This window comes from Mucilaginibacter daejeonensis, from assembly GCF_020783335.1.
GTDB lineage: Bacteria > Bacteroidota > Bacteroidia > Sphingobacteriales > Sphingobacteriaceae > Mucilaginibacter > Mucilaginibacter daejeonensis.
The window spans coordinates 780,070-806,576 of record NZ_CP086068.1 but is presented as its reverse complement, the minus strand read 5'-3'; the positions used below and the strand labels follow the sequence as shown (position 1 = coordinate 806,576).

At 48.6% G+C, this 26,507-nt stretch carries 24 protein-coding genes and 1 tRNA gene; 7 read left to right on the top strand and 18 right to left on the bottom strand.

Going from position 1 to position 26,507, the window contains the following annotated elements:
- Positions 1–41: 41 nt before the first annotated feature.
- A complete protein-coding gene (locus tag LLH06_RS03685; RefSeq protein ID WP_228171913.1) occupies positions 42–872 on the bottom strand; it encodes an alpha/beta hydrolase in 831 nt (276 codons plus the stop codon).
- Positions 873–1,443: 571 nt separating this feature from the next.
- A tRNA-Met gene (locus LLH06_RS03680) sits at positions 1,444–1,517 on the bottom strand.
- 474 nt (positions 1,518–1,991) lie between these two features.
- On the opposite strand from LLH06_RS03680, the gene LLH06_RS03675 reads away from it, so the two are divergent.
- Positions 1,992–2,723, top strand: coding sequence for a YoaK family protein (locus LLH06_RS03675; RefSeq protein WP_228171912.1), 732 nt, complete (start codon positions 1,992–1,994; stop codon positions 2,721–2,723).
- Positions 2,724–2,862: 139 nt separating this feature from the next.
- Here the strand turns inward: LLH06_RS03675 and LLH06_RS03670 are convergent, their stop codons facing one another.
- Entirely contained in the window at positions 2,863–3,183 is a 321-nt protein-coding gene (locus LLH06_RS03670; protein ID WP_228171911.1) for a hypothetical protein, read from the bottom strand.
- A 366-nt stretch (positions 3,184–3,549) separates the two neighbouring features.
- Between LLH06_RS03670 and LLH06_RS03665 the strand changes: the two genes are divergently transcribed.
- The 3 genes from LLH06_RS03665 to LLH06_RS03655 all read left to right on the top strand — a co-directional run bounded on the left by LLH06_RS03665 (position 3,550) and on the right by LLH06_RS03655 (position 6,794).
- Positions 3,550–3,930 (top strand): START-like domain-containing protein, encoded by a 381-nt coding sequence (locus LLH06_RS03665; RefSeq protein WP_228171910.1) that lies wholly within the window; start codon positions 3,550–3,552, stop codon positions 3,928–3,930.
- 113 nt (positions 3,931–4,043) lie between these two features.
- A complete protein-coding gene (locus LLH06_RS03660; RefSeq protein WP_228171909.1) occupies positions 4,044–5,480 on the top strand; it encodes an LptF/LptG family permease in 1,437 nt (478 codons plus the stop codon).
- Between the two features lie 108 nt (positions 5,481–5,588).
- Entirely contained in the window at positions 5,589–6,794 is a 1,206-nt protein-coding gene (locus LLH06_RS03655; protein ID WP_228171908.1) for a bifunctional 3,4-dihydroxy-2-butanone-4-phosphate synthase/GTP cyclohydrolase II, read from the top strand.
- A 416-nt stretch (positions 6,795–7,210) separates the two neighbouring features.
- On the opposite strand, the gene LLH06_RS03650 is transcribed toward LLH06_RS03655, so the two are convergent.
- From LLH06_RS03650 to tsaD, 7 genes are all read right to left on the bottom strand, one after another.
- Positions 7,211–7,537: a hypothetical protein gene (locus LLH06_RS03650; RefSeq protein WP_228171907.1), complete on the bottom strand. Its 327-nt coding sequence runs from the start codon at positions 7,535–7,537 to the stop codon at positions 7,211–7,213.
- A 2-nt stretch (positions 7,538–7,539) separates the two neighbouring features.
- A complete protein-coding gene (locus LLH06_RS20675; RefSeq protein ID WP_262909356.1) occupies positions 7,540–7,668 on the bottom strand; it encodes a hypothetical protein in 129 nt (42 codons plus the stop codon).
- A gap of 6 nt (positions 7,669–7,674) precedes the next feature.
- On the bottom strand, positions 7,675–8,064 hold the full coding sequence (locus tag LLH06_RS03645) for a hypothetical protein (protein ID WP_228171906.1): 390 nt from the start codon (positions 8,062–8,064) through the stop codon (positions 7,675–7,677).
- A 652-nt stretch (positions 8,065–8,716) separates the two neighbouring features.
- Positions 8,717–9,193 (bottom strand): hypothetical protein, encoded by a 477-nt coding sequence (locus LLH06_RS03640; RefSeq protein ID WP_228171905.1) that lies wholly within the window; start codon positions 9,191–9,193, stop codon positions 8,717–8,719.
- Positions 9,194–9,286: 93 nt separating this feature from the next.
- Positions 9,287–9,862 carry a hypothetical protein gene (locus tag LLH06_RS03635; protein WP_228171904.1) on the bottom strand — a complete coding sequence of 192 codons (576 nt, stop codon included), beginning with the start codon at positions 9,860–9,862 and terminating at the stop codon, positions 9,287–9,289.
- Between the two features lie 243 nt (positions 9,863–10,105).
- On the bottom strand, positions 10,106–10,276 hold the full coding sequence (locus tag LLH06_RS03630) for a hypothetical protein (RefSeq protein WP_228171903.1): 171 nt from the start codon (positions 10,274–10,276) through the stop codon (positions 10,106–10,108).
- A gap of 21 nt (positions 10,277–10,297) precedes the next feature.
- A complete protein-coding gene (gene tsaD, locus LLH06_RS03625; protein ID WP_228171902.1) occupies positions 10,298–11,299 on the bottom strand; it encodes a tRNA (adenosine(37)-N6)-threonylcarbamoyltransferase complex transferase subunit TsaD in 1,002 nt (333 codons plus the stop codon).
- A 93-nt stretch (positions 11,300–11,392) separates the two neighbouring features.
- On the opposite strand from tsaD, the gene LLH06_RS03620 reads away from it, so the two are divergent.
- Genes LLH06_RS03620 through LLH06_RS03610 form a run of 3 tightly spaced genes read left to right on the top strand, consistent with a single transcriptional unit; the run spans position 11,393 to position 17,604 of the window.
- Positions 11,393–15,820, top strand: a complete 4,428-nt coding sequence (locus LLH06_RS03620; protein ID WP_228171901.1) for a translocation/assembly module TamB domain-containing protein — start codon at positions 11,393–11,395, stop codon at positions 15,818–15,820.
- 45 nt (positions 15,821–15,865) lie between these two features.
- Positions 15,866–16,849 (top strand): alpha/beta hydrolase, encoded by a 984-nt coding sequence (locus LLH06_RS03615; RefSeq protein ID WP_228171900.1) that lies wholly within the window; start codon positions 15,866–15,868, stop codon positions 16,847–16,849.
- On the top strand, positions 16,846–17,604 hold the full coding sequence (locus tag LLH06_RS03610; RefSeq protein ID WP_228171899.1) for a ThuA domain-containing protein: 759 nt from the start codon (positions 16,846–16,848) through the stop codon (positions 17,602–17,604). Before LLH06_RS03615 ends, LLH06_RS03610 begins: the two co-directional genes overlap by 4 nt.
- 4 nt (positions 17,605–17,608) lie before the next feature.
- Here the strand turns inward: LLH06_RS03610 and LLH06_RS03605 are convergent, their stop codons facing one another.
- The 8 genes from LLH06_RS03605 to glmS form a co-directional block, all read right to left on the bottom strand.
- Positions 17,609–18,640 carry an aldo/keto reductase gene (locus tag LLH06_RS03605; protein ID WP_228171898.1) on the bottom strand — a complete coding sequence of 344 codons (1,032 nt, stop codon included), beginning with the start codon at positions 18,638–18,640 and terminating at the stop codon, positions 17,609–17,611.
- A 30-nt stretch (positions 18,641–18,670) separates the two neighbouring features.
- Positions 18,671–19,465: an SDR family NAD(P)-dependent oxidoreductase gene (locus LLH06_RS03600; RefSeq protein WP_228171897.1), complete on the bottom strand. Its 795-nt coding sequence runs from the start codon at positions 19,463–19,465 to the stop codon at positions 18,671–18,673.
- 299 nt (positions 19,466–19,764) lie between these two features.
- Positions 19,765–20,538, bottom strand: a complete 774-nt coding sequence (locus LLH06_RS03595; RefSeq protein WP_228171896.1) for a hypothetical protein — start codon at positions 20,536–20,538, stop codon at positions 19,765–19,767.
- A gap of 186 nt (positions 20,539–20,724) precedes the next feature.
- Positions 20,725–21,546, bottom strand: coding sequence for an alpha/beta fold hydrolase (locus LLH06_RS03590; protein WP_228171895.1), 822 nt, complete (start codon positions 21,544–21,546; stop codon positions 20,725–20,727).
- A gap of 161 nt (positions 21,547–21,707) precedes the next feature.
- Positions 21,708–21,947 carry a hypothetical protein gene (locus tag LLH06_RS03585; protein ID WP_228171894.1) on the bottom strand — a complete coding sequence of 80 codons (240 nt, stop codon included), beginning with the start codon at positions 21,945–21,947 and terminating at the stop codon, positions 21,708–21,710.
- A 144-nt stretch (positions 21,948–22,091) separates the two neighbouring features.
- The gene (locus LLH06_RS03580; protein ID WP_228171893.1) at positions 22,092–23,147 is read right to left on the bottom strand and encodes an endonuclease/exonuclease/phosphatase family protein; all 1,056 of its coding nucleotides are present in this window, start codon (positions 23,145–23,147) and stop codon (positions 22,092–22,094) included.
- A 116-nt stretch (positions 23,148–23,263) separates the two neighbouring features.
- Positions 23,264–24,511, bottom strand: a complete 1,248-nt coding sequence (locus LLH06_RS03575; RefSeq protein WP_228171892.1) for an alpha/beta hydrolase-fold protein — start codon at positions 24,509–24,511, stop codon at positions 23,264–23,266.
- A 126-nt stretch (positions 24,512–24,637) separates the two neighbouring features.
- A complete protein-coding gene (gene glmS, locus LLH06_RS03570) occupies positions 24,638–26,473 on the bottom strand; it encodes a glutamine--fructose-6-phosphate transaminase (isomerizing) (protein ID WP_228171891.1) in 1,836 nt (611 codons plus the stop codon).
- Between the last annotated feature and the right edge of the window lie 34 nt (positions 26,474–26,507).

Here is a 26,507-nt window from a genome sequence, read left to right as displayed (position 1 = left end):
AATTGGACATACCAGAGATCGGTTTTGGGTCTACCTTGCAGCTAATGAGTGAACCATTTATAGAACGCTTCAAAGGTTTTGCGCCATTGTCGCTCATCATGTCTGCCCCCTTTTACGATCAAAGGCATAGGTACGTTCTTGAATGACGATCCCTTTTTTCGGAGCAGTGAATCAAGTCTGACAACATGATCGGCCTCATTTCCTTCATCATCGCCACAAGCTTGAAAGATCTTTGTTTTAGGATTGATAGCACTGTTCTCGATCTCGTTGTAAATGTCAGGCCCCATGAAGTATGCTGGAGAAAGCACGCAAGCGCAGCCAAAAATATCGTTGAATCGAGAGGCTGCATACATTGAAATAAGCCCTCCCATGGAACTACCGGCGATCACTGTGTTTTCAGCTGAAGACTTTGTCCTATAGTGAGCATCAATATAGGGTTTAAGCACATTTGCGATAAATTGAATATACGCTTTGCCTTCGCCCTTCCCATAGTTTGTATCATATGGATCATACTCCGAAAATCTAAATTGGCTGTTGTTGTATATAGCTACAACTATGGCTTGCTTCCTTGCTGGATAGGAATTTATTAATGAATCTACGGCCCATCCTTCATGATCGCCGTTCGTCGCTTTGAATACATGCTGGCCATCATGCATATAGATCACAGGATACCTCATAGCGCGGGCGGAATAGTAAGAGGATGGCAAGGCTATCTTGATCATCCTATCCCTTGAAAGCTGAGGAATAAAAAACTTAACGTCAATGGTGTGTGGTTTTGCAGTATCGACAACCATGATTTGCTTGCCTTTCACGTTGATCGCAACAATGGTCAGCAAAGTCGAGAGCAAGAAAATGTGAAAAGGCAACTTCATGTAAATTCGATATCCATAAATATAGAAAACTTTCTCGACCATCTTTACAGGAGAAACCATATCACAATTAAGCAGGCTAACTTCCCTCGTACATAAAAGCACCATGAAATCAGATCACTTGGTTATTGTGAAGGTAAAAGTAGAGATGAAGAGTATGTAGCCGGTTTTTGATATAATGACCTCTACAGTGTTTGCGTCAGGGCCCATCTTGACGGATATATCAGGCCCACAAACATAGATCGGCTTAGCCGCTGCGGCCCCTTCGAGGGAAAGGCTAATATAGAGATAACGCACCTGTAAAGCCGCCATTGATAGCCGTCACATCGTTTACCTCAGCTGAGCTTGGCAGCGCGTAATTGCTAAAATATACTCTGGTCATAAATGTGAACTTGGCATCATTGATATTACTCGACCCAAACTATTATTTTACATTTAGCCTGATGTTATATCAAATGGAACGCCCAACCGCATTTTCAGTTTCGTGACCTCAAAAACTGAAATGATGTACCCATGTTGTATCCACAATAAAAAAGGCACTTAAACAATCGCCTAAGTGCCTTATCATAAATAGTAGCGGGGAGCAGGATCGAACTGCCGACCTTAGGGTTATGAATCCTACGCTCTAACCATCTGAGCTACCCCGCCGGGTTAATTTGGCTGCTGATTTTGAGAACTTTACGACCAACATCGTTCTAGTATACTTTCAGCCTCCAAACCTGTTAACGGTTTTGTTAACGGTGCGCCTTTCGGTGCGTGGAGCGCAAAGGTAAAGAAACCCAACCTTTTTTAATAATCTTTTTTTTCATTTCTTGCTTTGTTCTGCGTGTCAGGACGTTACATAGATGTTGCCTGGGTCCTCATGGAAACAGCCGAGATACTATGAGCAACTTAGGTTACGGATCATGCGCTAAAACCCAGTATATTCTTTTAAAGTCGTATTTAGCTTAATTGTGTAAATGGCCACTGTTGCCAGGGGCATGCTGTTGCGGAGATCACGGACACTTTCCAATCATTTCACGTCGTAAACCATAAATTAAAACAGCTTATTCAGGTGGTCGTTGCCTTGCGGAACGGATCTGTTTATTGCATCATTGATCACATTTGCTTTATTTTTGAACTATGTTCAGGCATAAGGGCAAAAACAGACAGGCTATCCACAACCTCCAGCTCGCATCCTTGCTGTCTTTTGTGGCAGGCATCGTTAACGTGATGGGGTTTTTAGCAGTTACGGTCCTTACAACGAACGTTACCGGACACTTTGCTTACTTTGCTGATAATATACTCAGGCGGAACTTCTCCGGTGCCTGGGTCTTTTTGACCTACATTCTTTGTTATTTGGCAGGGGCTTTTGTCTCGAATACTATTTTGGAGACCGGATACCGCCTTGCTCCGCGCCATGCCCAAACCATTCCGGTGTTCGCAGAGATCCTGTTGCTTTCCACGATCGCTTTTCCCGGTTTTGATACAATTCACCAGGCAGCTACGGCTACAGCTTGTATCTTGCTGTTCGCCATGGGGCTTCAAAATGCAATGGTTACACGGATCTCGAACGCAGTGGTGAGGACCACCCACCTTACCGGGTTATTCACCGATCTCGGGATCGATATATCCCAATTGCTATTTTATAGCAGGTCAGTTGTGCGTAAGCAACTGATCACATCGGTGATCTTGCGGCTCTCCATTATCGTCTTTTTCTTTTTAGGCTGTATCGTCGGCGGGGTGGGATATAGCTATTACCACAATAAGGTCTTGATCTTGGCTATTGTTTGTCTGGCAATAGGCGCGGTGTACAGCACGCTCCGATATCACATAGTGATCGCGCATAAGATCCGGTCACGCCGGTCCGCATAGACGACGGTAGTGAACCTACACCATCCTGCCCTGTTCGTAAGAATTATGTTGAATATTCGCTTAATAACTCCTGATCATCGGTTATGCAAGCGATCCTAAGCGGAGAGATCCTGATCAATGTTTTAGAACAAATAAAAGATCACGCTCTTCTTTTGTTTACCAGCACATCACACATAAAGTCCATAGACCATGTATCTCCAGCCTGCTCAGGCACGATCATAGGCACCTCGATCTTGCCGTTGATCTCAGAGAGTCGCTTAGTAAGAAAATTTGTCAAACGCGCGGCATGAAGATTCGCCTTTTTGATCTGCTGTTTGGATACATCCCACATCTCGCGTGATGCGACAGAATTGCCCTCGAACAGATAAGCGGGAACACCATTTTGAGAAACTTTGGTACCGATAGGAAACTGGCCGTGCTTGTCTTTACGGCCCCAGGTCACGATTTTTGCGGTTGCCATTTGAAAACGTTTTTGAGTTGAAATTTCTTCCCACACCCCTGTTTCAAAGGTCGCATTTTGTTAACGGTTTGTTAATAGTTCGGCTGTATCAACATGTGGTCTTGTGGTGCCTTTTCGATTTTTAAGGCATAAAAAAAGGGCTGATCCGCCCATTTCAAACCATTTTAGCACAAACAAAGCGGAATCATGAATCCTACGCTCTAACCATCTGAGCTACCCCGCCGTATAAGAATGTACTATCCCTTGATGTTATGCCTGCTTTGACAGGCGTCCCAAAAAGGTTTGCAAATATAGGATTATTTACCTTTCTTTAGAAAAAATGTTAACATTTGCTGCGAACGAGGCAAAACCACCTGTAAATCATTTATGTCCGATAAGAAGAAGTTCAATCTGGAGTACGAGATCCGCTCGTCTCCGCGTATCCTGTTCAGTTTTTTAAGCGAGGCTAACGGCCTCACACAGTGGTTTGCCGATAAAGTAAGTTTCCGCGATCAGATCTACACCTTTACTTGGGACGACGAGGAACAAAAAGCCCGTTTGCTGGGCATGAAAGAGAACAAGTTCGTGCGTTTTAAGTGGCTTGACGATGAGCCTCAGTGTTATTTTGAGATGGAGATCGTGCAGGACGAGTTGACCAATGATGTTGCCCTCAGCATCACCGACTTTGCCACCGAAGATGCCATTGCCGAACGTAAACTCATTTGGGATAACCAGATCGACTACCTGGTAGGCGTGCTGGGTGCTTAACCTATCCGTGCAGGACAATGCCTGATCATACTAAACTGACCTTGACCTGCGTTGAGTTCATGCCAGCTTTGCACCTGTTGGGTTGAACGGGTACATTGTGTAACTTTGCGTTAGTGAAAAAGATACATCTTTTAATTTTCAAGTCGTTCATCAGGCCATTCGTTGTAACCTTTTTCATCGTAATGTTCGTGTTGTTGATGCTATTTCTATTCAAATACATCGACGACCTGATCGGTAAAGGTTTCCAGTGGTACATCATACTCGAATTGATGATGTATGCCTCCATGACCAATGTGGCCATGGCACTACCTCTCTCTGTACTGCTATCCTCCATCATGACCTATGGTAGCCTGGGCGAGAACTATGAGCTGGTGGCCATCAAATCGGCAGGTATATCCTTAAGTCGGGCCATGTACCCGATGATGATCGTGGTGACGCTGCTTAGTATCGGCGCGTTCATCTTTTCTGATTATATGCTGCCGATAGCCAACTTCAAATATTACTCGTTGTTGTATGATGTAAGGCAGCAAAAAACGGCTTTCCTGATCACCGAGGGCGTTTTCAATAATAGCTTTCAAAGCCAGGGGTATTCTATACGCGTGCAGAAGAAAGACCCAGACGGCCAAACCCTTCATGGCATCATGATCTACCAGCGTAACGAGCAGAACAGCAACATCAGCGTGTTATTTGCCAAGGAAGGGATCATGTACCGCACGCCTGACGATAAGTACCTGGTGCTTAAACTCAAGCAAGGTATACGCTATAACGAGCAGCCCGGTAAGAACGGCTACAACGCGCGCCAGCAATTCACCAGGCAACGCTTCGCTTCCACTGAGCAAAAGTTCGACATGTCGGAATTCACCATGAAGCGTACCGATGCCAACGAATGGCGTAATACCATTCAGATGATGAACCTGAAGCAGCTCACGCTTTCGCAGGACTCGGTGATCAAGGCCGTGAACAATGCCTCGGCGGCCAACCTCAATATCCTGACGCCATACCTTAAATACTATATCGTCCCGGTGAAACCCGGCAAGGACCTCAAGCCTACTGATGTTAAGAAAGATAAGGCGCTCAAACCCGACGAACTTGACCGGGCCTTATCCACCGCATACAGTGAGGCACAATCGGTGCAGAACTCGCTCAAGACCATGGCCGACCGCTACCTTGAAGAATCCAAGAACGTGCGCCGTTACTCGATCGAGTATCAAAAGAAATTCACGCTTTCGGCCGCCTGTTTAGCGTTATTCCTGATCGGTGCGCCGCTGGGTGCTATTATCCGTAAGGGTGGTTTAGGGCTACCTTTGGTGGTATCGGTGATCTTCTTTCTTTTGTATTATATCATCGCCACCATTGGCGAAAAATCAGTGAAAGAAGGCAACCTGAGTCCGTTCGTGGGTATGTGGATGGCTATCTTTATCCTGACGCCGATCGGTGTGTTCCTGTCATACAAGGCCGCTAACGATTCGGTGCTGTTCGATGCGGAGGCTTACAAACGCTTTTTCAACAAGGTATTCAAGCGCAAGGCCGCCACGCCGGTGCAAAGCTGATCTTACATTTAGCCGACGCGTTTACTACCTTTATGCCATACATTTGCTTATACGATGTTATCTACAACGATCACTCATCATTGTAGTAATATAACTTGAACATTCATCATGCTTAATACCATACCCGAAGCCATTGAAGATATAAAAGCCGGCAAGATCATCATTGTAGTTGATGATGAGGACCGTGAGAACGAAGGCGACTTTTTAGTGGCCGCCCGCTTTGCCACGCCCGAGGCGATCAACTTCATGGCCCGTTTTGGCAGAGGTTTGATCTGTGCACCCATCACGCGTCAGCGCGCCCGCGAATTGGAACTGGACCCTATGGTGAACCAGAACACCGCCACTCTCGAGACCAGCTTTACGGTTTCTGTTGACCTTTTGGGCCATGGCTGCACAACGGGTATATCGGCATCTGATCGTTCAAAGACCACTTTGGCACTCATCGACCCAGCTACTAAACCATCAGACCTTGGCCGCCCGGGTCACGTGTTCCCACTTATTGCTAAAGATGGTGGCGTGTTGCGCCGTGCCGGTCATACCGAGGCCGCCATAGACCTGCCCGTAATGGCCGGACTGGAGCCTGCCGGTGTGATCTGCGAGATCATGAAAGAAGATGGCGAGATGGCCCGCCTACCAGAACTGTTGGAGATGGCCAAGGAGTTCGGGATGAAGATCATTTCGATACAGGACCTGATCGCTTACCGCTTACATACCGGCTCGCTGATCGAGCGTGAGGTGGCCGTAAAGATGCCGACCGAATGGGGTGACTTTGAAATGATCGCCTACACACAAAAAGATACCGGGGAACACCATTTAGCACTCATTAAAGGCTCATGGGAACCTGACGAGGCGGTATTGGTACGCGTACACAGCTCGTGCGTTACGGGCGATATATTTGGCTCGTGCCGGTGCGATTGTGGTCCGCAGTTACATAAGGCCATGCAAAAGGTAAGTGAGGAAGGTAAAGGCGTGATCATTTATATGAACCAGGAAGGCCGTGGCATTGGATTGATCAATAAATTAAAGGCTTACCAGCTTCAAGAAAGCGGTTTGGACACTGTTGAGGCTAACATTCAATTAGGGTTCAAGATGGACCAGCGCGATTATGGCATCGGTGCCCAGATCATACGCGACCTCGGCATCACTAAGATGCGCCTGATGAGCAATAACCCTAAAAAACGCGCCGGACTGATCGGTTATGGCCTCGAAGTGACCGAGACCGTGCCTATCGAGATCGCTCCCAACCCTCACAACGAGGCTTACCTGCGCACCAAGCGCGACAAGATGGAGCACAGCATCTTAAAGAACCACTAACAGTATCACGAATAGAATATACAAAGAGGGCCTTAAGCCCTCTTTTTTGTTAGAGGCCGGAGCATTATCAAATTCGCAATTATTCAGAATTTGCAGATCTTTTGGACCTTTCGCCACGTCGAGAGGCATTTACCAGTTGTTACATTTGAATGAAATAGTGTTACATCAGGTGTTACATTTCGGCTTTTTGTATGCTTTTTCTGGAAAAAGTTAGGTTTTTATGAATTTCATAATGACGAAAAGTGGGGAAAGTTGGGGAATTTTGTTACACCAGTGTAACACCTGTAACAGCTATTTTCTTATGGAGTGGTTTGGGCATTCACCATCCTATTCCAACAAAAAAAGCACAGCTATCCAAGGCTGGTCGGCTGTCGACCTGACCGGATGGCGTCATCCTTCACTAAAGCATACTCGTATTACCGCTTAAGTCGGTTCGGGTTAAAAGCCACCAGGTAACGTTGTTCGTTGTTGGGGATCATGGCCACTTCTGCCTGCTTTGGCGTTAACATCTTTTGGGCGGCCATCAATTGCTCTTTCACCAATGTGAAAAATTCGGCCAATAGTTCTGGCAGTATCTTGTGCGATACAGTGTTCTGGTACTTCCGCTCCAGTTCCATCTTTTCCTCTACCGTAACACGGTTCAGTTCCCAGCCGTCGCTGCTGGTAAATCCGTTCTCGAGGGCGCAGTTGTTCAGATCATATAAATAGATCTTGGCCTGCATGATCACATTGCTACCTTTCATGGTTATTTCTTTTTAGTGGTTAGATCGGTTGATACTTTGGTCTTGCCAGACTGATAATCTGACGGAGCTTTCTTGCCTTCGGTGCTTGGCGCCTTTTTGATGTTCTTGGGTGCGTTCTTTCCTTTGCTCATGGTGGTCTATTTTAAATTGATCTCTTTTTCCAGCTTACGTATGTTAGCATCTAAAAGCGTAGTGTTCAGGTCGTCATAATGAGCCGATCGGTAGGCCTTAAGGCGCGTTATACCGCCCTCTATCTCGGCCAGCATACCGTTAATGTAGGCCAGCGCGCCCTGCTTGGCCTTCTCCATCGCTTTTACCTTACTGGTGTAACCATAAAAGCGCTCTGCAACGGGCAATAGTGAATATTGAGCATACACCTCATTGACAAGCCTCTCCGGCTCATGATGAAGGGGTAAACCTTTTTCGTTCACCCGTAAAGATGTGACTTTCAGATCATGGGCCGGTACCTCGGTAACGGTGGTATCATGATGCAGAACGCGGTAAAACTTAACGAAGTTGTTTCGCATACAAAGGATCTCGACTGATGGGTTTTAGCGTTAAGCTTAAATATTACCGATCAGTGAGCTGGTAATGCCTAAGTGAGATGATCGTGTGGTGAAGGTTTTTAAATGTAGGTATTATATACTGCCTTTCAGCATGTTTGGAAATTATAACACCGAAAGTATGTTGAGATGACGAAGCACCCTGTAAGATCTCCTGACAGCATGAACGATCACGGTCAAGGAACGTGAGGTCGCCAGGCTTACCGGATACCATAAGGGCAGGGAATTGGTGGTCTTAGAATATCTAAGTCTATGCAGTATATATGATGCACGCATAAGGCGGAGCTTTGCGGTAGCAGGACAACCCTGCCAAGTTATTGATAACGAACAAAATAACTACCGATCATTTAAAATTGCGCGCTATGAGACAGGGCTGGAAAGGGTCTGCGTTCCCCTTTTCAGAGCGGGTGCTATGGGCAAAAGTGATGGATGAGGTATGATCATACATATCGCAAAGCGTCTAAACACACTCCTAACCCCTCTCAAGAGGGGATGCACGATGGTAACTTTGATTGATACACTTAATGCGCTTTTGGCCAGTTGTCAACAGTACCCAGCTTTTGTGATCGGCATGATAACTCATGAGGCTGAGCCTTGCGATAGCAGCGGAGGGGAGCTAACTTTGTGATGAATACACTGTACTAAAAGAGACACCACCTCTGCTTATTATATCTAACTCTTGAACTTCGGTCAGTTGAGGTGGACAGCGTACATGTTGATTAAAATCTGTTCCATTAAAAGTTATTCCTCCACCATCAAAGTCAATTTGCCAATCATATTCTATAAGCACTCCATTCGGCGTTAGGCTTTCTTTGCTTCTTACGATCCCGTCAATGTACATTTCAGACGGAACACTCAATTCTAAGTCGAATGCTAACTTATAAACGTTCTCAAAGATCAAGGTACACGGAGCTATCCAGAACTTGAAAAAAGTTTCGCCTTCCTTAGGATGCACCCACTCGAAAATATAGTCAATGTCTAATAGGAGTTGGTAGTTCTTACCGAAAGATATGCCATGTACCCTTGCGTCATGCCACCCCATCTGCTCATAGTCTGCACCAGTCCATAGAGTTTTTTCAAGTTCGTACTTCATGATTATAACCTGTAAAACTCAAAAATAACATATTCAGCCTATGGTCGATGTTATCACTGACCATCAAAATGGGCTACTTAGCCTCCCCCGGCATCACATGCCTGGAGGTGGTTGTTCGATCGGAGGCAGATCTTTGGTCCTTTTCTCTGAGTTGAGTATGGCCGCAGCTAAGGCAGGATCTTTGATGGACCTCACTTTTTGATCGGCCTTGCTCGGGCCTATCACCAAATAGTCAAGTGCTTTGTTGAAGTCGTCAGACATTAACGGACTGGCCAAGGTGATCTCTTGCTGTTTTCCGTCAAGGTCAGTGTAGTGGATGTAATCATAAGTGCCGCCAAAGTGCATTCCAGGCTCCATTTTGGTTCGTACAACATAGTGTGCAAGTGGTTGCTTACCGTTAAATATGGCATTCAATTCTTTAAGCTTGCTTTCTTTCAATCGATAAGTGGTATCGGCTACACCATTGTAATAAACGGACCTGACATGCGCGTTCCCTAAAGCGTCTATCTTCGTAACGTCTCTAATCGTGACATGCACAGCTTTACCAGCACCGCTGGTAGTATAACTTGCATAAATAAGTTCTTTAAAGGCGGGCTTGACCGATTGGGCATTTGATGGCTGGACCCAAATATACCACAGGATGATCAATAAGGTGAAAGGTTTGTGCATGTTGCCAAGCTACGAAATTGAAGCCATATCAGCGAGCTTATATGAGCAGTAAAATAGACCGGGACGCTTCCCTCCTCGCGATGACCTGGGTGGATTTACTGGCAGAATAAGGCTCGTTCAGCCTTTGGTCGGTGTTATCACCGCACCATCATTAAATCAAGGAAGGTCGCACCACAACAACATCAGCAAAGCGTCCTGAAGCCCTCCCTCCCGGGGAGGGTTTGGGTGGGGCTGTGGAGCTCTTTACTTCCCTCCCGTTCTCACGTACATATATACAATGGCGATCACTACGGTAAGGCCTAATACGATCAGGCCGGTGATGCCTTTGCGGCGGTCCTGACGCATGATATAGATCAGCAGGCCTACCAGTGGTACTACAAATATCAGCCAGAATATCAATGAAGGAATGCTCATGGGTATGGTTCGAGAGATTAATTAAAAGGGCATGCGGGCCAGTGGTGCCACATGCTGATCGGTAAATTCGCCTTTTAGGTATTTATAATGGCCGGCAATGGCAATCATAGCGGCATTATCGGTACAGTACTGCATTTGGGGGATAAAGGTGTTCCAGCCATGTTTTTGGCCTAAAGCCTGTAAGCCCTGGCGCAAACCCGTATTAGCCGATACGCCACCCGCTAAAGCTACGTCCTTGATGCCCAGATCAAGCGCTGCTTTTTGCAGCTTGTTGAGTAAGATGGTAACGATGCGGTGCTCTACCGATGCGCAAATGTCGGCCAGGTGGTTCTGAATAAAATTGGGCTCCTGTGCCTGGTTACGCTGAATAAAATACAGGATCGAGGTCTTTAACCCACTAAAGCTAAAGTTGTAGCCTGGTATCTGTGGTTCGGGGAACTGGTACGCGTTGGGGTTGCCCTGGCGCGCGTACTTATCGATCAGCGGTCCGCCAGGATAAGGCAGTCCCAGTATCTTGCTGGTCTTGTCCATGGCCTCGCCGGCGGCATCATCCTGCGTTTGGCCGATCACCTCCATATCAAAGTGATCCTTTACCAGTACTATTTGTGTATGCCCGCCCGAAACGGTCAAACATAAGAAGGGGAATGTTGGTTTAGGAGTATCGATAAAGTGCGCCAGGATATGGGCCTGCATATGATTCACCTCGATGAGCGGGATGTGTTGCCCCAAAGCAAAGGCCTTGGCAAATGACACCCCCACCAGCAGTGAACCTAAAAGGCCCGGACCACGTGTAAATGCTACTGCATCAATATCATTTTTGCTTACTTTTGCGTTAAATATCGCTTGTTGTACGGCCGGGATGATATTTTGCTGATGCACCCTTGAGGCAAGCTCAGGAACAACGCCGCCATAGGCCTCATGAATGGTCTGGTTGGCAATAACGTTGCTCAGCATAACACCATCGGCACAAATGGCGGCCGAGGTCTCATCGCACGACGATTCGATAGCTAATATTATGGGCACTGTGTAACTGATCTTTAAAGCAGCAAAATTATTAAAAAAATACTCAAAATAGCGCTTATACTGGTACTCATTGTGCTGCTCTTCGTCAGTGTAGTGTTAATACTTTTTCAGTACAAGCCCGTGCAGACCTGGGCCGCCCGTAAGGCCACCAAGTACCTTTCTGATGAGCTGCATACCAAGGTAGATATCAAGAGCCTTTACATTAAACCTTTCTCGTCGGTAGTATTGCAGGACCTGTATGTGTTGGATAAACAGAAGGACACGCTGCTGCGCACGCCATTGCTGGAGGTAGAGTTAAAAGGTTTTTCCATATTCAACAGCATCAAAAGGCGCGAACTGAATTTCGACCGCATACAGCTCGATAACGGCAGCTTCCACCTCAAACAGTACAAGGACAGCACCACCAACCTGGCGTTCATTATCGATTATTTTAACGGCCCCAAGGATACCACCAAAGTGAGCAAGCCCTGGAAGCTGGACTTCGGGCTGATCACGATCAAGAATTTCCATTTCATTTACAAGAACGACCTGGTGCGTACCGCTACCCCGGGCGTGGTGAACTTTGATGATCTGGACGTGACCAACTTTAGCGTAAAGGTTACCGGGATGAACCTGAAGGACCACCTCTTTAAAGGCAACGTCAAGCAACTGTCCCTGAACGAAAAGCGAAGCGGCTTCATTGTTAAAGAGCTAACGGCTAACACCACTGTAGATACCAACCAGATCGTGGTGCAGAACATGCGCCTGGTGACACCTAATTCGCATCTGAAGGATTACTTCCGCATGCGGTTCAAGTCGTTCGGCGACTTCAGCGACTTTGAGAATAAAGTGACCATGGATGCCCGGATCAAAAGCTCGCATCTGTCATCGGCCGATATTGGGTATTTTACCTCCTCGTTAGAGAATATCAATTTTGAATTGGGAATAGATGGGCGTGCCACCGGCATGGTGAACAACATTAAAGCGCGTGGCCTCACCGTTACGGCAGCACAAGGCACCTACCTGCGTGGCGATTTTGACCTGAAAGGATTGCCCGACTGGGACAACACTTACCTATCGCTTGATTTTGATCAGCTGGCCTCCAACAAAAAGGACCTCGATTACCTATACAGTCATTTTACCGGCACACCCGGCCAGCGCATGCCCGACTTTTTTGCCAAGCTGGGCAATATCAATTTCAAGGGTCAGCTTAACGGCACCCAAAATAACTTCAAGGTACGGGGCGCCTTCAAGACCGCATTGGGCCGTGTAGACCCTGACCTGCGCCTGAGTTTTGATGCCAAGGGCGTACCGGCCTACAAGGGCACGGTAGCTACCACCAACTTTGACCTGGCCACCTTGTTGGATGATCGAACGCTCGGCCGCACCACACTAAAAGCTAAGGTTGATGGCCGCGGCGACGAATTGAAGAACCTTAACGTTGGCGTTGATGCCCGGATCGCTTATATTGATTACAATGGCTACCAGTACCAGAACATTAACGGTGTGGTGGGCTTTAAACAACAGATCGCCAAGGGGAAGATCAGCATCAGTGATCGCAACTTTAAGCTCAAGCTTAATGGCAGCGTTAACCTGAATCCTAAGCTTCCGCAGTATAATTTCACGGCATCTTTACGTGATGCCAAGCTGAACAAGCTCAGGCTGATGAAGGATACCATTACCCTGAGCACCGATCTGAGAACCAACTTTCACGGTAACGACCTGAACAACCTTCAGGGCTTTATTACCCTAAGCCCTACCCGCATATCCACCCCGCGCGAGAACTTTGTGATCGATAGCATCAGCGTAAAAGCATCAGGCACGGGTAAGGACCGTGTGATCGACCTGGCATCCGACATGGCCAACGGGCACTTGAAAGGCACCATTGACCTGGCCTCGCTTCCCTCGTATTACAAGGGGGTGGCCAAAAAGTATATACCGTCGTTGAACGCCCAGATCGCATCGCCCGGCAAACAGGATTTCGACCTCCGCATCGACCTCAAGAACCTTGACCCCATCCTGCTGCTATTCGCACCTGCGGTAAAGATCCCTGACGGGGGTACCATCGTGAGTCGATTTAACACGGCAACACATACGGCATCGGTAAGCGGTTTGATCCGTACCATCAAGTACAATAAAATGGTACTGCATGATCTGATCCTGGACGAGAACACCACCGACAGCCTACTGACCGCCAACGTATCATTAAGTAAGATCGATATTACCGATAGCTTGTTCATAAAGGATATCAACATCACCAACTTTTTGCGGAATGATAGCCTGAACTTCAACGTTAAGCTGTCTGACAAGAACGCCGCCAACCAGTTGGACCTTTACGGCCTGGTGGCCTTTGGGCGCGATACCACCGCCAAGCTTACGCTGCTCCCATCTGACGTGGTACTGGAGCGCCAGCCTTGGCGCCTCACCGATCAGGTACGTATCCGCTTGCTGGATGGAAAAACGCGTATAGAAGGTTTCGAACTCAGCAACGGCATACAGGAAGTACACATTGATGGGTTGATATCAGACAGTCCGGAGGATATATTGAAGGTCAGTTTCAAGAGCTTCAGCATGGCCACGCTCAACCAGCTCACCAAGGCGGCGGGCGTTACGCTCGGCGGGCATTTGAATGGCGATGTCAAGCTGTCGTCGGTATTGAAAGTGCCGGGGGCGGAGGCCGATCTGCGCATCGATTCGTTATCGATGAACAAGACCCGTGTGGGCGATGTTAAACTGGTATCGAACCTTGATGTAGAACGCAACCGTGCCGAGGTGAAGCTTAACATATTGAACCGTGCGCTGGAGACCATGAACATTGCAGGGGTGTACAACCTGGGCGATAAGGACAATGAGGCCAGTCTCGATTTTGATGTTCGCATGGACCAGACGGAGGCCGTAATCTTCGAGCCATTCGTAAGTTCGCTGGTATCCAATTTGAAGGGTACTATCTCCTCAGACCTGCGGTTGACCGGGCCACCATCGAACCCTAAGCTCAACGGTACGCTTACCCTGGCCAACACCGGCGTAACGGTAGATTACCTGAAGGTCCCTTACACTATCAATGATAAGCTGAGCGTGACCAACAGCGTGATCAAGATCGATAACATGCAGATCAGCGATGGCCGCAGCGGTAAGGGCGTGGCCAACGGTAAGATCGACCTGAGCGATTTTGCCAACCCACTGCTGGACATTAAGGTAAGGGCCACCAACCTGATGGCGCTCAACACCACCTTTAAGGATAACCGCCTGTACTACGGTACGGCCTTTGGCAGCGGCGATTTCAGCTTTAGCGGACCGGTAGACGATATGAAGATCGACATTAAGGCCAAAACGCAGGATGGTACCATATTCAACATACCACTTAATACCTCGTACACGGCCAGCGATTACGATTTCATCCGTTTTGTAAGCCATAAGGACTCTACCAAGGTGATCAGCAACAGCAATGCTTTTAAAGGCGTTACGCTGAATTTTGACCTATCGGCCGATGAAAAGACCGTTGTGCGTATCACCACCGATCTGGGTTTGCTGGAAGGCCGCGGTACGGCCAACGGTCTTAAGCTGGCCATCAACAGCTTAGGTGACTTCGACATGAAGGGTGACTTCCTGATCTCGTCGGGTAAGTTCGAGTTCACCGCCAAGGATTTCATCAGCAAGAACTTCCAGGTGAACCAGGGCGGTACCATTCGCTGGACGGGTAACCCGGCCAATGCCGAGATCAACTTAAAGGCCACTTATGAGCTTCGGGCCAACATCAGTGACCTGTATGCGGCGGCGGGTTTCCAATCGGCACAGCCACGGCAGGAGTTGGTACAAGCTCAACTGAACCTTACCCATACCCTTACCCAGCCGGTGATCAGCTTCGACTTTAACTTCCCACTTAACCCATCGATCAAAGATGAGTTGACCACCTACCTAAGTGATGTGAACAACCGTAACCAGCAAGCCTTAAGCTTGATCGTACGTCGTCAGTTCGCGCCGGGTACGGGCTCTAATATCAACCGACAGGTAATGGCCACGGCCAGCACGGCGGTGAGCGAGTTCTTCTTTAATAAACTGAACAGTTACATAGCGCAGTCCACCAACTTTAAAAGTTTGGACCTTAACATCCGGAGCCCGAGCGATGCCAGCGTGGCCGTACGTTTATTTAAAGATCGCGTGGTGCTTAACGGTAGTATCTACAACCCTAATGGTACCAATGACCTGTTCCGCAGCAACTCGTCCAACCTATTCAATACCGATTCGGGCAGTTATACCAAGGATTTTAACGCCGAGTACCTGATCCGTCAGGATGGTCAGCTGCGTTTGCGTTACTCGTACCGTACGCTCAACAGTACCACGCTTACCACCTTCGGTAATTATCGGCCACAGTATGTGAATGGTTTGGGTGTGGTGTATCAGCGCGATTTTGATTCGTTCAGGGAGTTCTTCCGTAACCTGTTCACCAGTCCTAACCGCAACAACTCGCGCACGCGCAACGGTCAAAGCAGCCAGCCCGGCATCACCACCGATGGCGACCCTTTCGACGACGACGATAAATAACACCACTGCCCTACAGTTGATCGCCCGGAATAGCTAACTTTAGGCATGCACAGATACATCCTGACCTTTATGGCCCTGGGTTTTGCCGTAAACACCTATGCGCAACGCACCAGCGGTATCACCAAAAAGCCCGATACCAGCTTTACCAACTTCAGTGCTTATGTGAAGCTGCCCAAGCAGTTCAAGGATGCCCGCATGGTGCCCGATAGCCTGCCTGCAGGTGTTAAAGCGATCAGGAACGTTACTTATGTGATGGCCGATGGTCAGCCATTAAAGGTCGATATCTTTACACCCACCAAGGTGGGCAAAGCGCTCCCGGCGATCATGATGGTGCATGGCGGTGGCTGGCGCAGCGGTAGCCCTTCGCAGCATCATGCATTGGCCGCAAGGCTGGCGGCCAGCGGCTATGTTTGCTTTACCCCGGCTTACCGTTTATCGACCCAGGCTTTATACCCTGCCGCCGTGTGGGACCTTAAGAACGCCTTGCGCTGGATCAAAGCCAACGCCCCTAAATACAAAGTAGACACTACCCGCATGGCCGTGGCCGGATTTTCGGCAGGCGGACAGTTGGCCGCATTGCTGGGTTCCACCGGTCATAATAAGGTGTTCGACATTGGCGCCGACCCGGCTTTAGCACGCCATACTACCAACGTGCAGGCTATTGTGGATATCGATGGCATCCTGGCCTTCATCCATTCTGACTCTGGCGAAGGCGATGATAGCCGGTCGACCTCATCGGGTACTTACTGGTTCGGGTATAGCAAGGACGAGCGCCCAGACCTTTGGAAGCAAGCTTCGGCACTGACCTATGTTGACGCCGATACACCTCCAACCCTATTCATCAACAGCGGTGTTAACCGTATGCACGCCGGGCGTCAGGACTATATCAACATCCTCGACCGTAACCACATCTACAGTGAGGTACACACCTTTGAAGGGGCTCCACATACTTTCTGCCTTTTTGAGCCATGGTTCACCCCCACAGTGAACTACATCACCGGCTTCTTGAACAAGGTCTTGAGCAAATGAAACGGCTTATACTTTTGGTATGGGTAAGCTGCATAGCCTTGGTAGCTAGCGCGCAAAGCAAAAAGGCTTTTAAGGCACTTGTACTATACGAAAATGGCGGACACCATCTCCAATTTTCGAAGGCTGCTTTGAAATGGCTCCACGAACAGGCCCACGTGCACAACTTTGTGCTGGATGAGGTGCAAAATACCGACAAGATCAACGACGCTTTTTTGAACGGCTATCAACTGATCATTCAATTGGACTATCCGCCTTATAGATGGAAGCCGGCTGCGGCCGCGGCATTTGAAAAGTATATCGATGAAGGTAAAGGTGGCTGGGTAGGCTTTCATCATGCTACACTTCTTGGCGATTTTGATGGTTACCCAATGTGGAACTGGTTCTCCACCTTTATGGGGGGCATCAAATTTAAAAGCTACATTGCTGACTTTGCCGATGGACAAGTGAAGGTTGAGGACCAACAGCACCCGGTGATGAAGGGGTTGCCATCACCATTCAATATCGCTAAAGAGGAATGGTACACCTACGATAAAAGCCCGAGGCCCAATGTGCACGTGCTGGCCACGGTGAATGAAGACAGTTACCGCCCTGCATCAAAGATCACCATGGGTGATCACCCGGTGGTATGGACCAATCCGCATTATTCGGCCCGTAACGTCTATATCTTCATGGGGCACTCGCCCGCTTTACTGAATAATAAAGCCTACCGGCAGCTCTTTTTAAATGCTGTGCTTTGGGCTGCCGGCAGGCGATAGCTGCTTAATAGAACTTAGGCAGCGGATTCAGTTTGGTATTTTGGCGCTGATGCCAATACGGATAGATCACATCGCGGTCGCTGGCGGCGTCCAGTTTTTTTACCTGGTCGGTGGTCAGGTTCCAGCCCACGGCGTCAAGGTTCTGTTTCAGTTGAGCCTCATCGCGCGCACCGATAATGATGTTGGCAACGGTTGGGCGTTGCAGTAACCAGTTCAAGGCGATCTGCGGAACGCTCTTACCGGTCTCCTCGGCCACCTCATCCAAAGCATCAACGATCTTGTACAACAGCTCAAAGTTGGTAGCTGGACCGTGCGATCCACCCTGGCTGATCCGGTTATCGGCCGGTACCGGTGTGCCACGGCGGAACCTACCGCCCAAACGGCCTGATGACAGTGGACTCCATACAATGGTGCTCACCTTTTGATCGATACCAAGTGGCATCAGTTCCCACTCAAATTCGCGGTCGAGCAGTGAGTAATATGCCTGGTGCGCCACATAACGCGCCCAGCCGTAACGCTCAGAGATGGACAGCGACTTCATCAAGTGCCAGCCCGAAAAATTAGAGCAAGCGATGTAGCGCACCTTACCTGCGGTGATCAGATCATCAAGGGCCTTAAGCGTTTCCTCAATGGGTGTGTTGCCATCAAAACCATGCAGGTGATAAACGTCGATATGGTCGGTCTTTAAACGGCGTAGGCTATTCTCGGCCTGCTGGATCAAGTGTATGCGCGAAGAACCAGAGTCGTTAGGGCCGCTACCCATAGGGAAGGTAGCCTTGGTGGATATCAGCACCTGGTTACGCAAACCTTCCAGCGCCTGGCCCAATATCTCTTCAGATGTACCGTGCGAGTAAACATTGGCGGTATCAAAGAAGTTCACGCCGGCATCTAAGCACAGGTTAACTAAACGTTTAGCTTCATCTACCTGGGTACTGCCCCAGGCCTTAAAAAATTCGTTGCCACCGCCAAATGTCGCGGTACCAAAACTCAATACAGGTACATGCAAACCCGATGCACCCAGTTGTCTGTATTCCATAGTATTTAAAAATGTAGGTATAGGAAAATGTTAAACGGCGGTCTTTAATAAGCCACCTTCTACCCTGATGGATGCGCCGTTAGTGGCCGATGCCAGCGGGCTTGACAGGTATACCACCGTGTTGGCCACTTCATCGGTACTTAAAAAGCGCTGAATGATGGAGGTAGGCCGCATGGTCTTGAAGAAATCGGTCTTAACCTCGTCTTCGGTCTTGTTCTGGTCGGTAGCCAGTTGCTTCACAAAACCACCCACCCCTTCAGATAAGGTAGGGCCAGGCAGCACGGTGTTCACCGTAACGGCGGTGCCGCGCGTCAGTTCGGCTAGTCCACGGGCCACACCGATCTGTGCGGTCTTGGTCACGCCATAGTGGATCATTTCTTCAGGTATCTGCAACGCCGACTCGCTGGAGATGAAAATGATACGGCCCCAATTGCGCTGTAGCATGCCATCAAAGTAAGCGCGGCTTAAACGGATGCCGCTCATCACGTTCACATCAAAAAATTTGAACCAGTCCTCGTCAGGAATATCGGCAAACGCTTTGGCCTCAAATATGGCCACGTTATTGATCAGTATATCTACCTGTGGTACATGCTTTACCAATGCGGCAACATCATCGGCTTTGCTTAGGTCGGCCACTATGCCGCTTACATTGGCATTATCGGTCTCTTGTTTGATCTGGTCTACAGCAGCGTTCACGCGCTCGGCGGTACGGCCGTTCACCCAAACGGTAACCCCTTCGGCAGCCAGTAGTTTGGCAATGGCATAACCGATGCCTGCGGTAGAACCGCTCACCAAAGCGGTCTTGTTTTTTAGTTGAAGATCCATAGTAGTGTAGGGTTAATGTTGTATTATTTACACGAAGCTACACCATCAACAAAATGTTTGGAAACGAAACTACTAATGATGTGATAATGCTGACAAAGCCGGCCGGATGTGAGTTATGGATGATGTTTGATAAGTCTTGGGAGAACGAGGTGCGATGACGATACCGGCCCTAAGTTTGGGGTTGGTGATCTAAATGTGTACGCTACCACAAGCGTCCCGATCTTGGTCGGAAGGCAGGTCTATTCTACTAACAACCCAAGGAAGAGCCTTGCGGTAGTGTGAGAAAGCTCTGATAAAAGTTATTTGACCTGCTTAAGCGTCATGATGATGGTTGACCCATCTAAATTGTGGTATATCAGTTTTACAAAACCGTACTTATCGTTAAAGTAAGAGACCAAAGAACTGCGGCCGCTCGCGGTATCAGCAACGCCTTCAACTTTGGCAGCTTGAACCCTTCCAATGGGTAAGGTGAGTGTTTCCTTGCCTTGCACCGTATATCTACAATTAAGGGTGAGCTTACCCTTCCAGTCAAAGGCTTTGAACTCCGGCCACTTTTCGCCGATGTCTAAATTCCAGTCGTAAGTCTGGCCTGTTGTAAGCGGCAGCTTGACGTAGGGAAAGGGAGATAACTGCAGGATCTCGAGCGCATGAAAGCGGAAAGGATGCAGCCAGATGTTCTCCTTGTTCTCGATCACGCCCGTTAGCTCGGTCTCCAAAGGTTTAAGATCAGCATTATAATGAAACAGGAACAACTCTGTTTGCTTGTAATTGGCGTTCTCCATCATAATAGGCCCTACTTTACCCAATGTCTTGATGCCCAAATATTCAACGGTATTACTGTCCCTTTGCGTTTTGGGTACATAACGCCATGACCTGGCCCCATCGGTACCGTTCGCGATCGCATATTTAAGAGTGTCTTTGCCTTTAACGATGTAATATTCGTACACGTAGGTCTTACCGTCCACATAGATCTTATTGTCGTAATTGTATGGATTTATGCCTTTATCGTTAGCGAGCTTAGGTTCAACATAAAGATCATTCTTTTGTGCGAACACTGATACGTTAATTGCCATCGTTATACAGCAAAAGAAATACAAGCGAAATAAGTTAGGGGTCATATGAAGATCTGTTGCCCCTAATGTACCAAAACATTCGGCAATGAAGGATCGATCAATGTCTTCACGGGCTGTCTTTCCCTCAATAAAAAAGAGCCGGTACCTAATAAGGCAGCGGCTCTTTGCAATGAATATATAAGTCGGTTATGACCTGATGAACTCCAGCAGATCCTTGTTAATGGTATCGGCCTCGGTGGTTGGCATTCCATGCGGAAAGCCCGGGTAGGTGATCAGCTTGCCATTCTTCACCAATTTGGCGGCCTTTAAAGCGGTAACGGTGTAAGGCACGATCTGGTCGTCCTCGCCGTGCATGATCAGCACTGGCACATCCACGCTTTTCAGGTCTTCGGTAAAGTCGGTCTCCGAGAACACCTTCACACAATCGTAATGCGCTTTAATGCTGCCCATCATGCCCTGGCGCCACCAGTTATCCATGATGCCTTGTGATACCTTGGCACCCTCGCGGTTGTAACCAAAGAACGGAAGTGGAAAATCTTTAAAGTATTGTGCCCGGTTCTTGCCGGTATTCTCACGTATCTCGTCAAATACGGCTATCGGCACACCATCAGGATTATTCTCGTTCTGCACCATGATCGGTGTCACGGCGCTGATCAGTACCGCTTTGGCCACGCGGCCTTTTCCATGCTTGGCCACATAACGGATCACCTCGCCGCCACCAGTAGAGTGGCCTACGTGTATAGCGTCTTTCAGATCAAGGTGTGCCACTAACTCGGCCACGTCGGCCGCGTAAGTATCCATGTCGTGCCCGGTAGCTACCTGGGCCGACCGGCCATGCCCCCGGCGATCATGCGCGATCACGCGGTAGCCTTGCTGTAAAAAGAACATCATTTGCAGGTCCCAGTCATCACTTGATAATGGCCAGCCGTGATGAAAAACGATCGGTTGTCCGGTGCCCCAGTCTTTATAGTAGATCTTGGTGCCGTCTGTTAAGGTAAGTTCGCTCATGGTATGTTTAAGTTTGTTGATACAAATGTATGGCCGCAGCTAAGGCCTGCACATAATGTACATTAAGAAATGAACGGGGCAACGGAAATATGCCGCTAACGCAGGTCCATTTGAACGACAAAGGCCTTATCCGTTCAGGATAAGGCCTCATTGTGTTTGTATTAAGCGGCAGGTGCGGTGGTGACCTCAAAGGCCCGGCACGACATCATTTCGGCCCGGTGCACAATGGTGAGGTTCAGTTTCAGCCGGTCGATCAGGAGTTTTGCCTCGTTGATGGTGCGGTGTATGTTGCTGATCCCCCTGATCTCGATACCGTCGGCCATCATCTTAAATTTTTCAGGCTCGAACTTGTCAATGAATTTTTGCAGGTCGGTTGGGTTGCTGGTAACTGGTTTGCCCATGTTCTCGTTACTTTAGTATCTAATAGGATTGAATATGGTACAAAACAAGCCTACCCATTTAAAGTTGACGTTGGATGGATGTTAATTTTCAACATCCTGATCAGCAGTTATAAACAATTACGAAAGCTGCTTACCTGTCCAGCTCTATTCGGTATCAGTATCAGCGTTGATCTTTTCGCGGGCTAGTTCCTGATCCTCGGCCGTTACTTCCAGTTCCTCATTACGATTCACCGCGGCTGGTGTATAACGCAGGTTAACGCACATAGGGAAGTGATCGGATCCGCAATGCGGCATACGCCTGATCGAGGTAAGCGAAAAATCAGTTGAGCAAAAGATGTGATCGAGCGGGAACCGCAGGAAAAAGTATTTAGCATTGAAGCTGTTGAAGAAACCCCGTCCACGCCTTGGGTCAAGCAATCCGCTGATCTTGCAGAACAGCTCGGTGGTATAGCTCCAGGCCACATCATTAAGATCGCCCATCACCATGACCGGCAGGTCTGACCGTTTAGCCTTTTCGGCTACCATCAGTATCTCCTTATCGCGCTCGGTAGAACGTGGATTCTCTTGCGGTACCGGCGGTTTTGGGTGCAGGCAATATAATTTGACCAACTGTCCCGACCGCAGCTTCACGTTCACCTCGATGGATGGGATGTCGTCCTCTACCAAAAAGTTCACGCTGCCATCTGCCAGTTCCAGGCGCGAGTATAGCAACATGCCGTAAGTATTATTGAGCGGCATCTTGATCTGATGCGGGTAATTGGTCTCAATGGTGGCCATTTGCTGCTCCCACCAGGTATCGGTCTCCACCATCAGGATCACATCGGGTGTGCACTGATCGATCAGTTGCTGGTAAGCGTTGGAGCGACGGTTATCCTGGTATACATTGGCGATCAGCACCTTGATGTTGTTATCGTCGGCCGGTCGCGTGCTCGATACCAGCTGCTTTTTGGCCAACACCGTGAACGGCAGCACCAGGTAGCCCAGATACACCAGATTGACCGCGAGCGCCGACAGCAGCACCGTATCAAAAACGGTATGCGGAAAGTATACCGTGAGCATGAGTGCCATAAGCACTGCGTTCAGGAACAGCTTTTGCAGCCGTGGGTACTCGAACACCCTGAACGTCCAATGATCACTGCGGATCAGCGGTATCACACTGGCTAATAAAACGATCGTACTGGCCGACCTGATAACGTTCAAAGCGATCAACTGCTGGTAGTTTGTTTAGTAAAGGTTAAATATGGGCAAAATCTGCGGGATATCTGTCAGCAGCTTCCCTATAACAAGCGCATCACAACAGTTGATGTGGCGGCCGGTCATTTCTTTGGCATCAGCGCTTCCAGTTTATCCTCGATCTCTTTATCCTTTTTCAAGGTAAGGGCCTTACGATAATACAACATAGCGTTAGCGTTGTTCTTTTTAAAGGCATAATAGTCGCCCATGGCCGCATAAACACGTGCGCTGTTAGGATAATTGTTGATGTTAAGCATGAACAGGCTGAAAGCTTTGTCGGCCGTTTCATTCTTGAGCAGATAATGCCCTATCTCATTGATCTTATCTCCGGGAGGGTTAATGGTGTAGCCGATTCGGCGCGATAGATCGCGGTAATGCTCGGCAAGCGCCTTTACAGGTAGCGTGCCCGTGGTGGGGTCGGTCAGCTGCGCCTGCAAGGCCGCAGGTACAGGATAATTTTTGAAGATAAAGCGAAAGGCATCATACTCGGCAATGAACGGCACACTACCGTGATCATCATTTGGATAGTACTTACTGGCGAACTGCAGTTGGTTACCGGCGTTGCTTTGCAGGATCTCTTTCAACCTTAAGATCGACCGCTCATGAAGGGTCTTGACCGATGTGTCACGCCGCACGCGTGAGGTATCCATGCGCGCGGTGTTGGCTATGCCGATGAACAATGACCTGCCCGCAAAACGCTTATCTTTGAACGCCGCTACCGACTCGTTCAGCAGCTTTTGATCATGCCACCACATGCTAGGGTCAATAGCCACATAGCTGTTGAACATATCCGTATGGTTGATCAGCGCATTCATGACCGTAAGCCCGCCGAAGGAATGCCCGATCAGCATCTTGTAAGGCGCTGTAGGGTATTTGGCGTCAATGTAAGGCATTAACTCCTTTTGCATGAATTGCAGGAAGCTCTCACCGCCACCTGAGGTCTTAAAGCCCGGCTCATTTTTTCCCATGTAGCTTAATGAGTTCGTCGGCGTCAGATCGCGTACGCGGTCTGTGTTGGGGATGGCCACGATGATCATCTCAGGCAGTACGGTGTTGCCGTTCACCTGGCTTAATTGCTGTATCATACCGGCAACCGACATAAAGTGCGAATCGCCATCTAACAGGTAAACCACCGGGTAGCGTTTCCTGGCGAAGGAGCTATCATTTGCACCTTTAGGCACATAGATGCCAATGTTGCGGGTCTCGTTCAATATCTGCGAGCGTAAGGTATCAACAGTACCGATAATATACTGATCGTTACGGATGGTTTGTGCACCGGCACTGAGGCCTACCAATAACAATAAGGCTAAAAAAAGACGCTTGATGGTCATGACCCAAAACTAATATTATTTGATCATTGTAACGTGATCAACCCTACTGAACATATCACGCACCAACAAAAAAGCAGGACCTGGGTCCTGCTTTAATGATGTCAGTAAATAAAACGCTGTTCAGCTTTACTCTACCGTTACCGATTTGGCCAGGTTACGGGGCTGATCTACGTTGCAGCCACGCATCACCGCAATGTGGTATGATAACAGTTGCAATGGTATGGTGGCCAGCAGCGGCACGAATGGCTCGGCTGTTGGCGGTATCTCGATCACGTGATCGGCCATGTTGCGCACCTCGGTATCGCCTTCGGTAACAATGGCAATGATCTGTCCGCCGCGGGCTTTCACCTCTTGTATATTGCTGATCACCTTCTCATACGATGAATGCTTGGTTGCGATCACCACTACCGGCATATCGGCATCGATCAGGGCTATAGGACCGTGCTTCATCTCGGCGGCCGGGTAACCCTCAGCATGGATGTAGGATATCTCTTTAAGTTTCAAGGCGCCTTCCAACGCTACCGGGAACGAACTGCCACGACCCAGAAACAAGCAGTTGCTGCTATCCTTAAATTTGGCAGCGATCTGTTTGATGTGTTCGTTGGCCTCCAGCGCTTTCTCTACCAGGGCAGGTATCTGATTCAGTTCGGTAAGGTTCTCGATCAGTTTATTGCGGGTTATAGTGCCTCGTTGCTGTGCTATGTAGAACGCGATCAACGTGAGCACACTCACCTGAGCCGTAAAGGCTTTGGTAGATGCCACCCCGATCTCCGGACCGGCATGGGTATATACACCTGCATGCGTGATACGCGGTATAGACGCCCCCACCACGTTACAGATGCCAAAAATGGTAGCACCCTTCTCTTTAGCCAGTTCAATGGCGGCCATAGTATCTGCCGTTTCACCCGACTGTGATATGGCGATCACCAAGTCCTTTTCTGTGATGATCGGGTTACGATACCTGAACTCCGAAGCATATTCCACTTCGACCGGTACACGCGCGTATTCTTCAATCAGGTACTCGCCAACCAGGCCGGCATGCCATGAGGTACCACAGGCCACGATGATGATACGGTCAAGGTTCTTGAGCTTCTCGGTGTATTCTTTGATACCGCCCAACTGCACTAACCCACTCTCTGGATAGATACGACCACGCAAGCAATCATGTATGGATCGGGGTTGCTCGTATATCTCTTTGAGCATAAAATGCTCGTAACCGCCCTTTTCCAGCATCTCGAGTTGTAATTCAAGGTGTTGGATATATGGGGTCTGTATGGTGTTATCGATGTTCTTGACCAGCAGGTCATCACGCCTGATGTAGGCGATCTCGTTATCGTTCAGGTAGATCACATTTTTGGTATACTCCACTATCGGCGTAGCATCAGAAGCCACGAAGTATTCGCCCTCACCCACACCGATCACCATTGGGCTGCCTTTACGGGCCGCGATCATCAGATCAGGCTCGTCTACGCTCATGATCACGATCGCATAGGCACCTACCACTTTGTTCAGCGCTATGCGCACGGCCTCGCGTAATTCCAGTCCGGTCTCGTTCTGTATGTCCTCAATAAAGTGGATCAGCACTTCGGTATCGGTATCACTCTTGAACTCGTGCCCTTTGGCCAGCAAGGCCTCTTTCAATACGGCATAATTCTCGATAATGCCATTGTGAATGATGGTCAGCTTTTGATCACCCGACGTATGAGGGTGAGAGTTACGGTCACTTGGTGCACCGTGGGTGGCCCAGCGGGTATGGCCCATGCCAATGGAGCCTTTCATCTCCACACCTTCTACAGAGTTCTCGAGGTCGCTTACCTTACCTGTCTTTTTATATATTTTAAGTTCATCATCGTACAAGGCCACACCCGCACTATCGTATCCGCGATACTCCAAACGGTGTAATCCTTTTATAACGATGGGGTAGGCATCTCGAAAGCCTACATAACCTACTATTCCGCACATATGAGCTAATTATTGTGATATATTCGATCCTTAT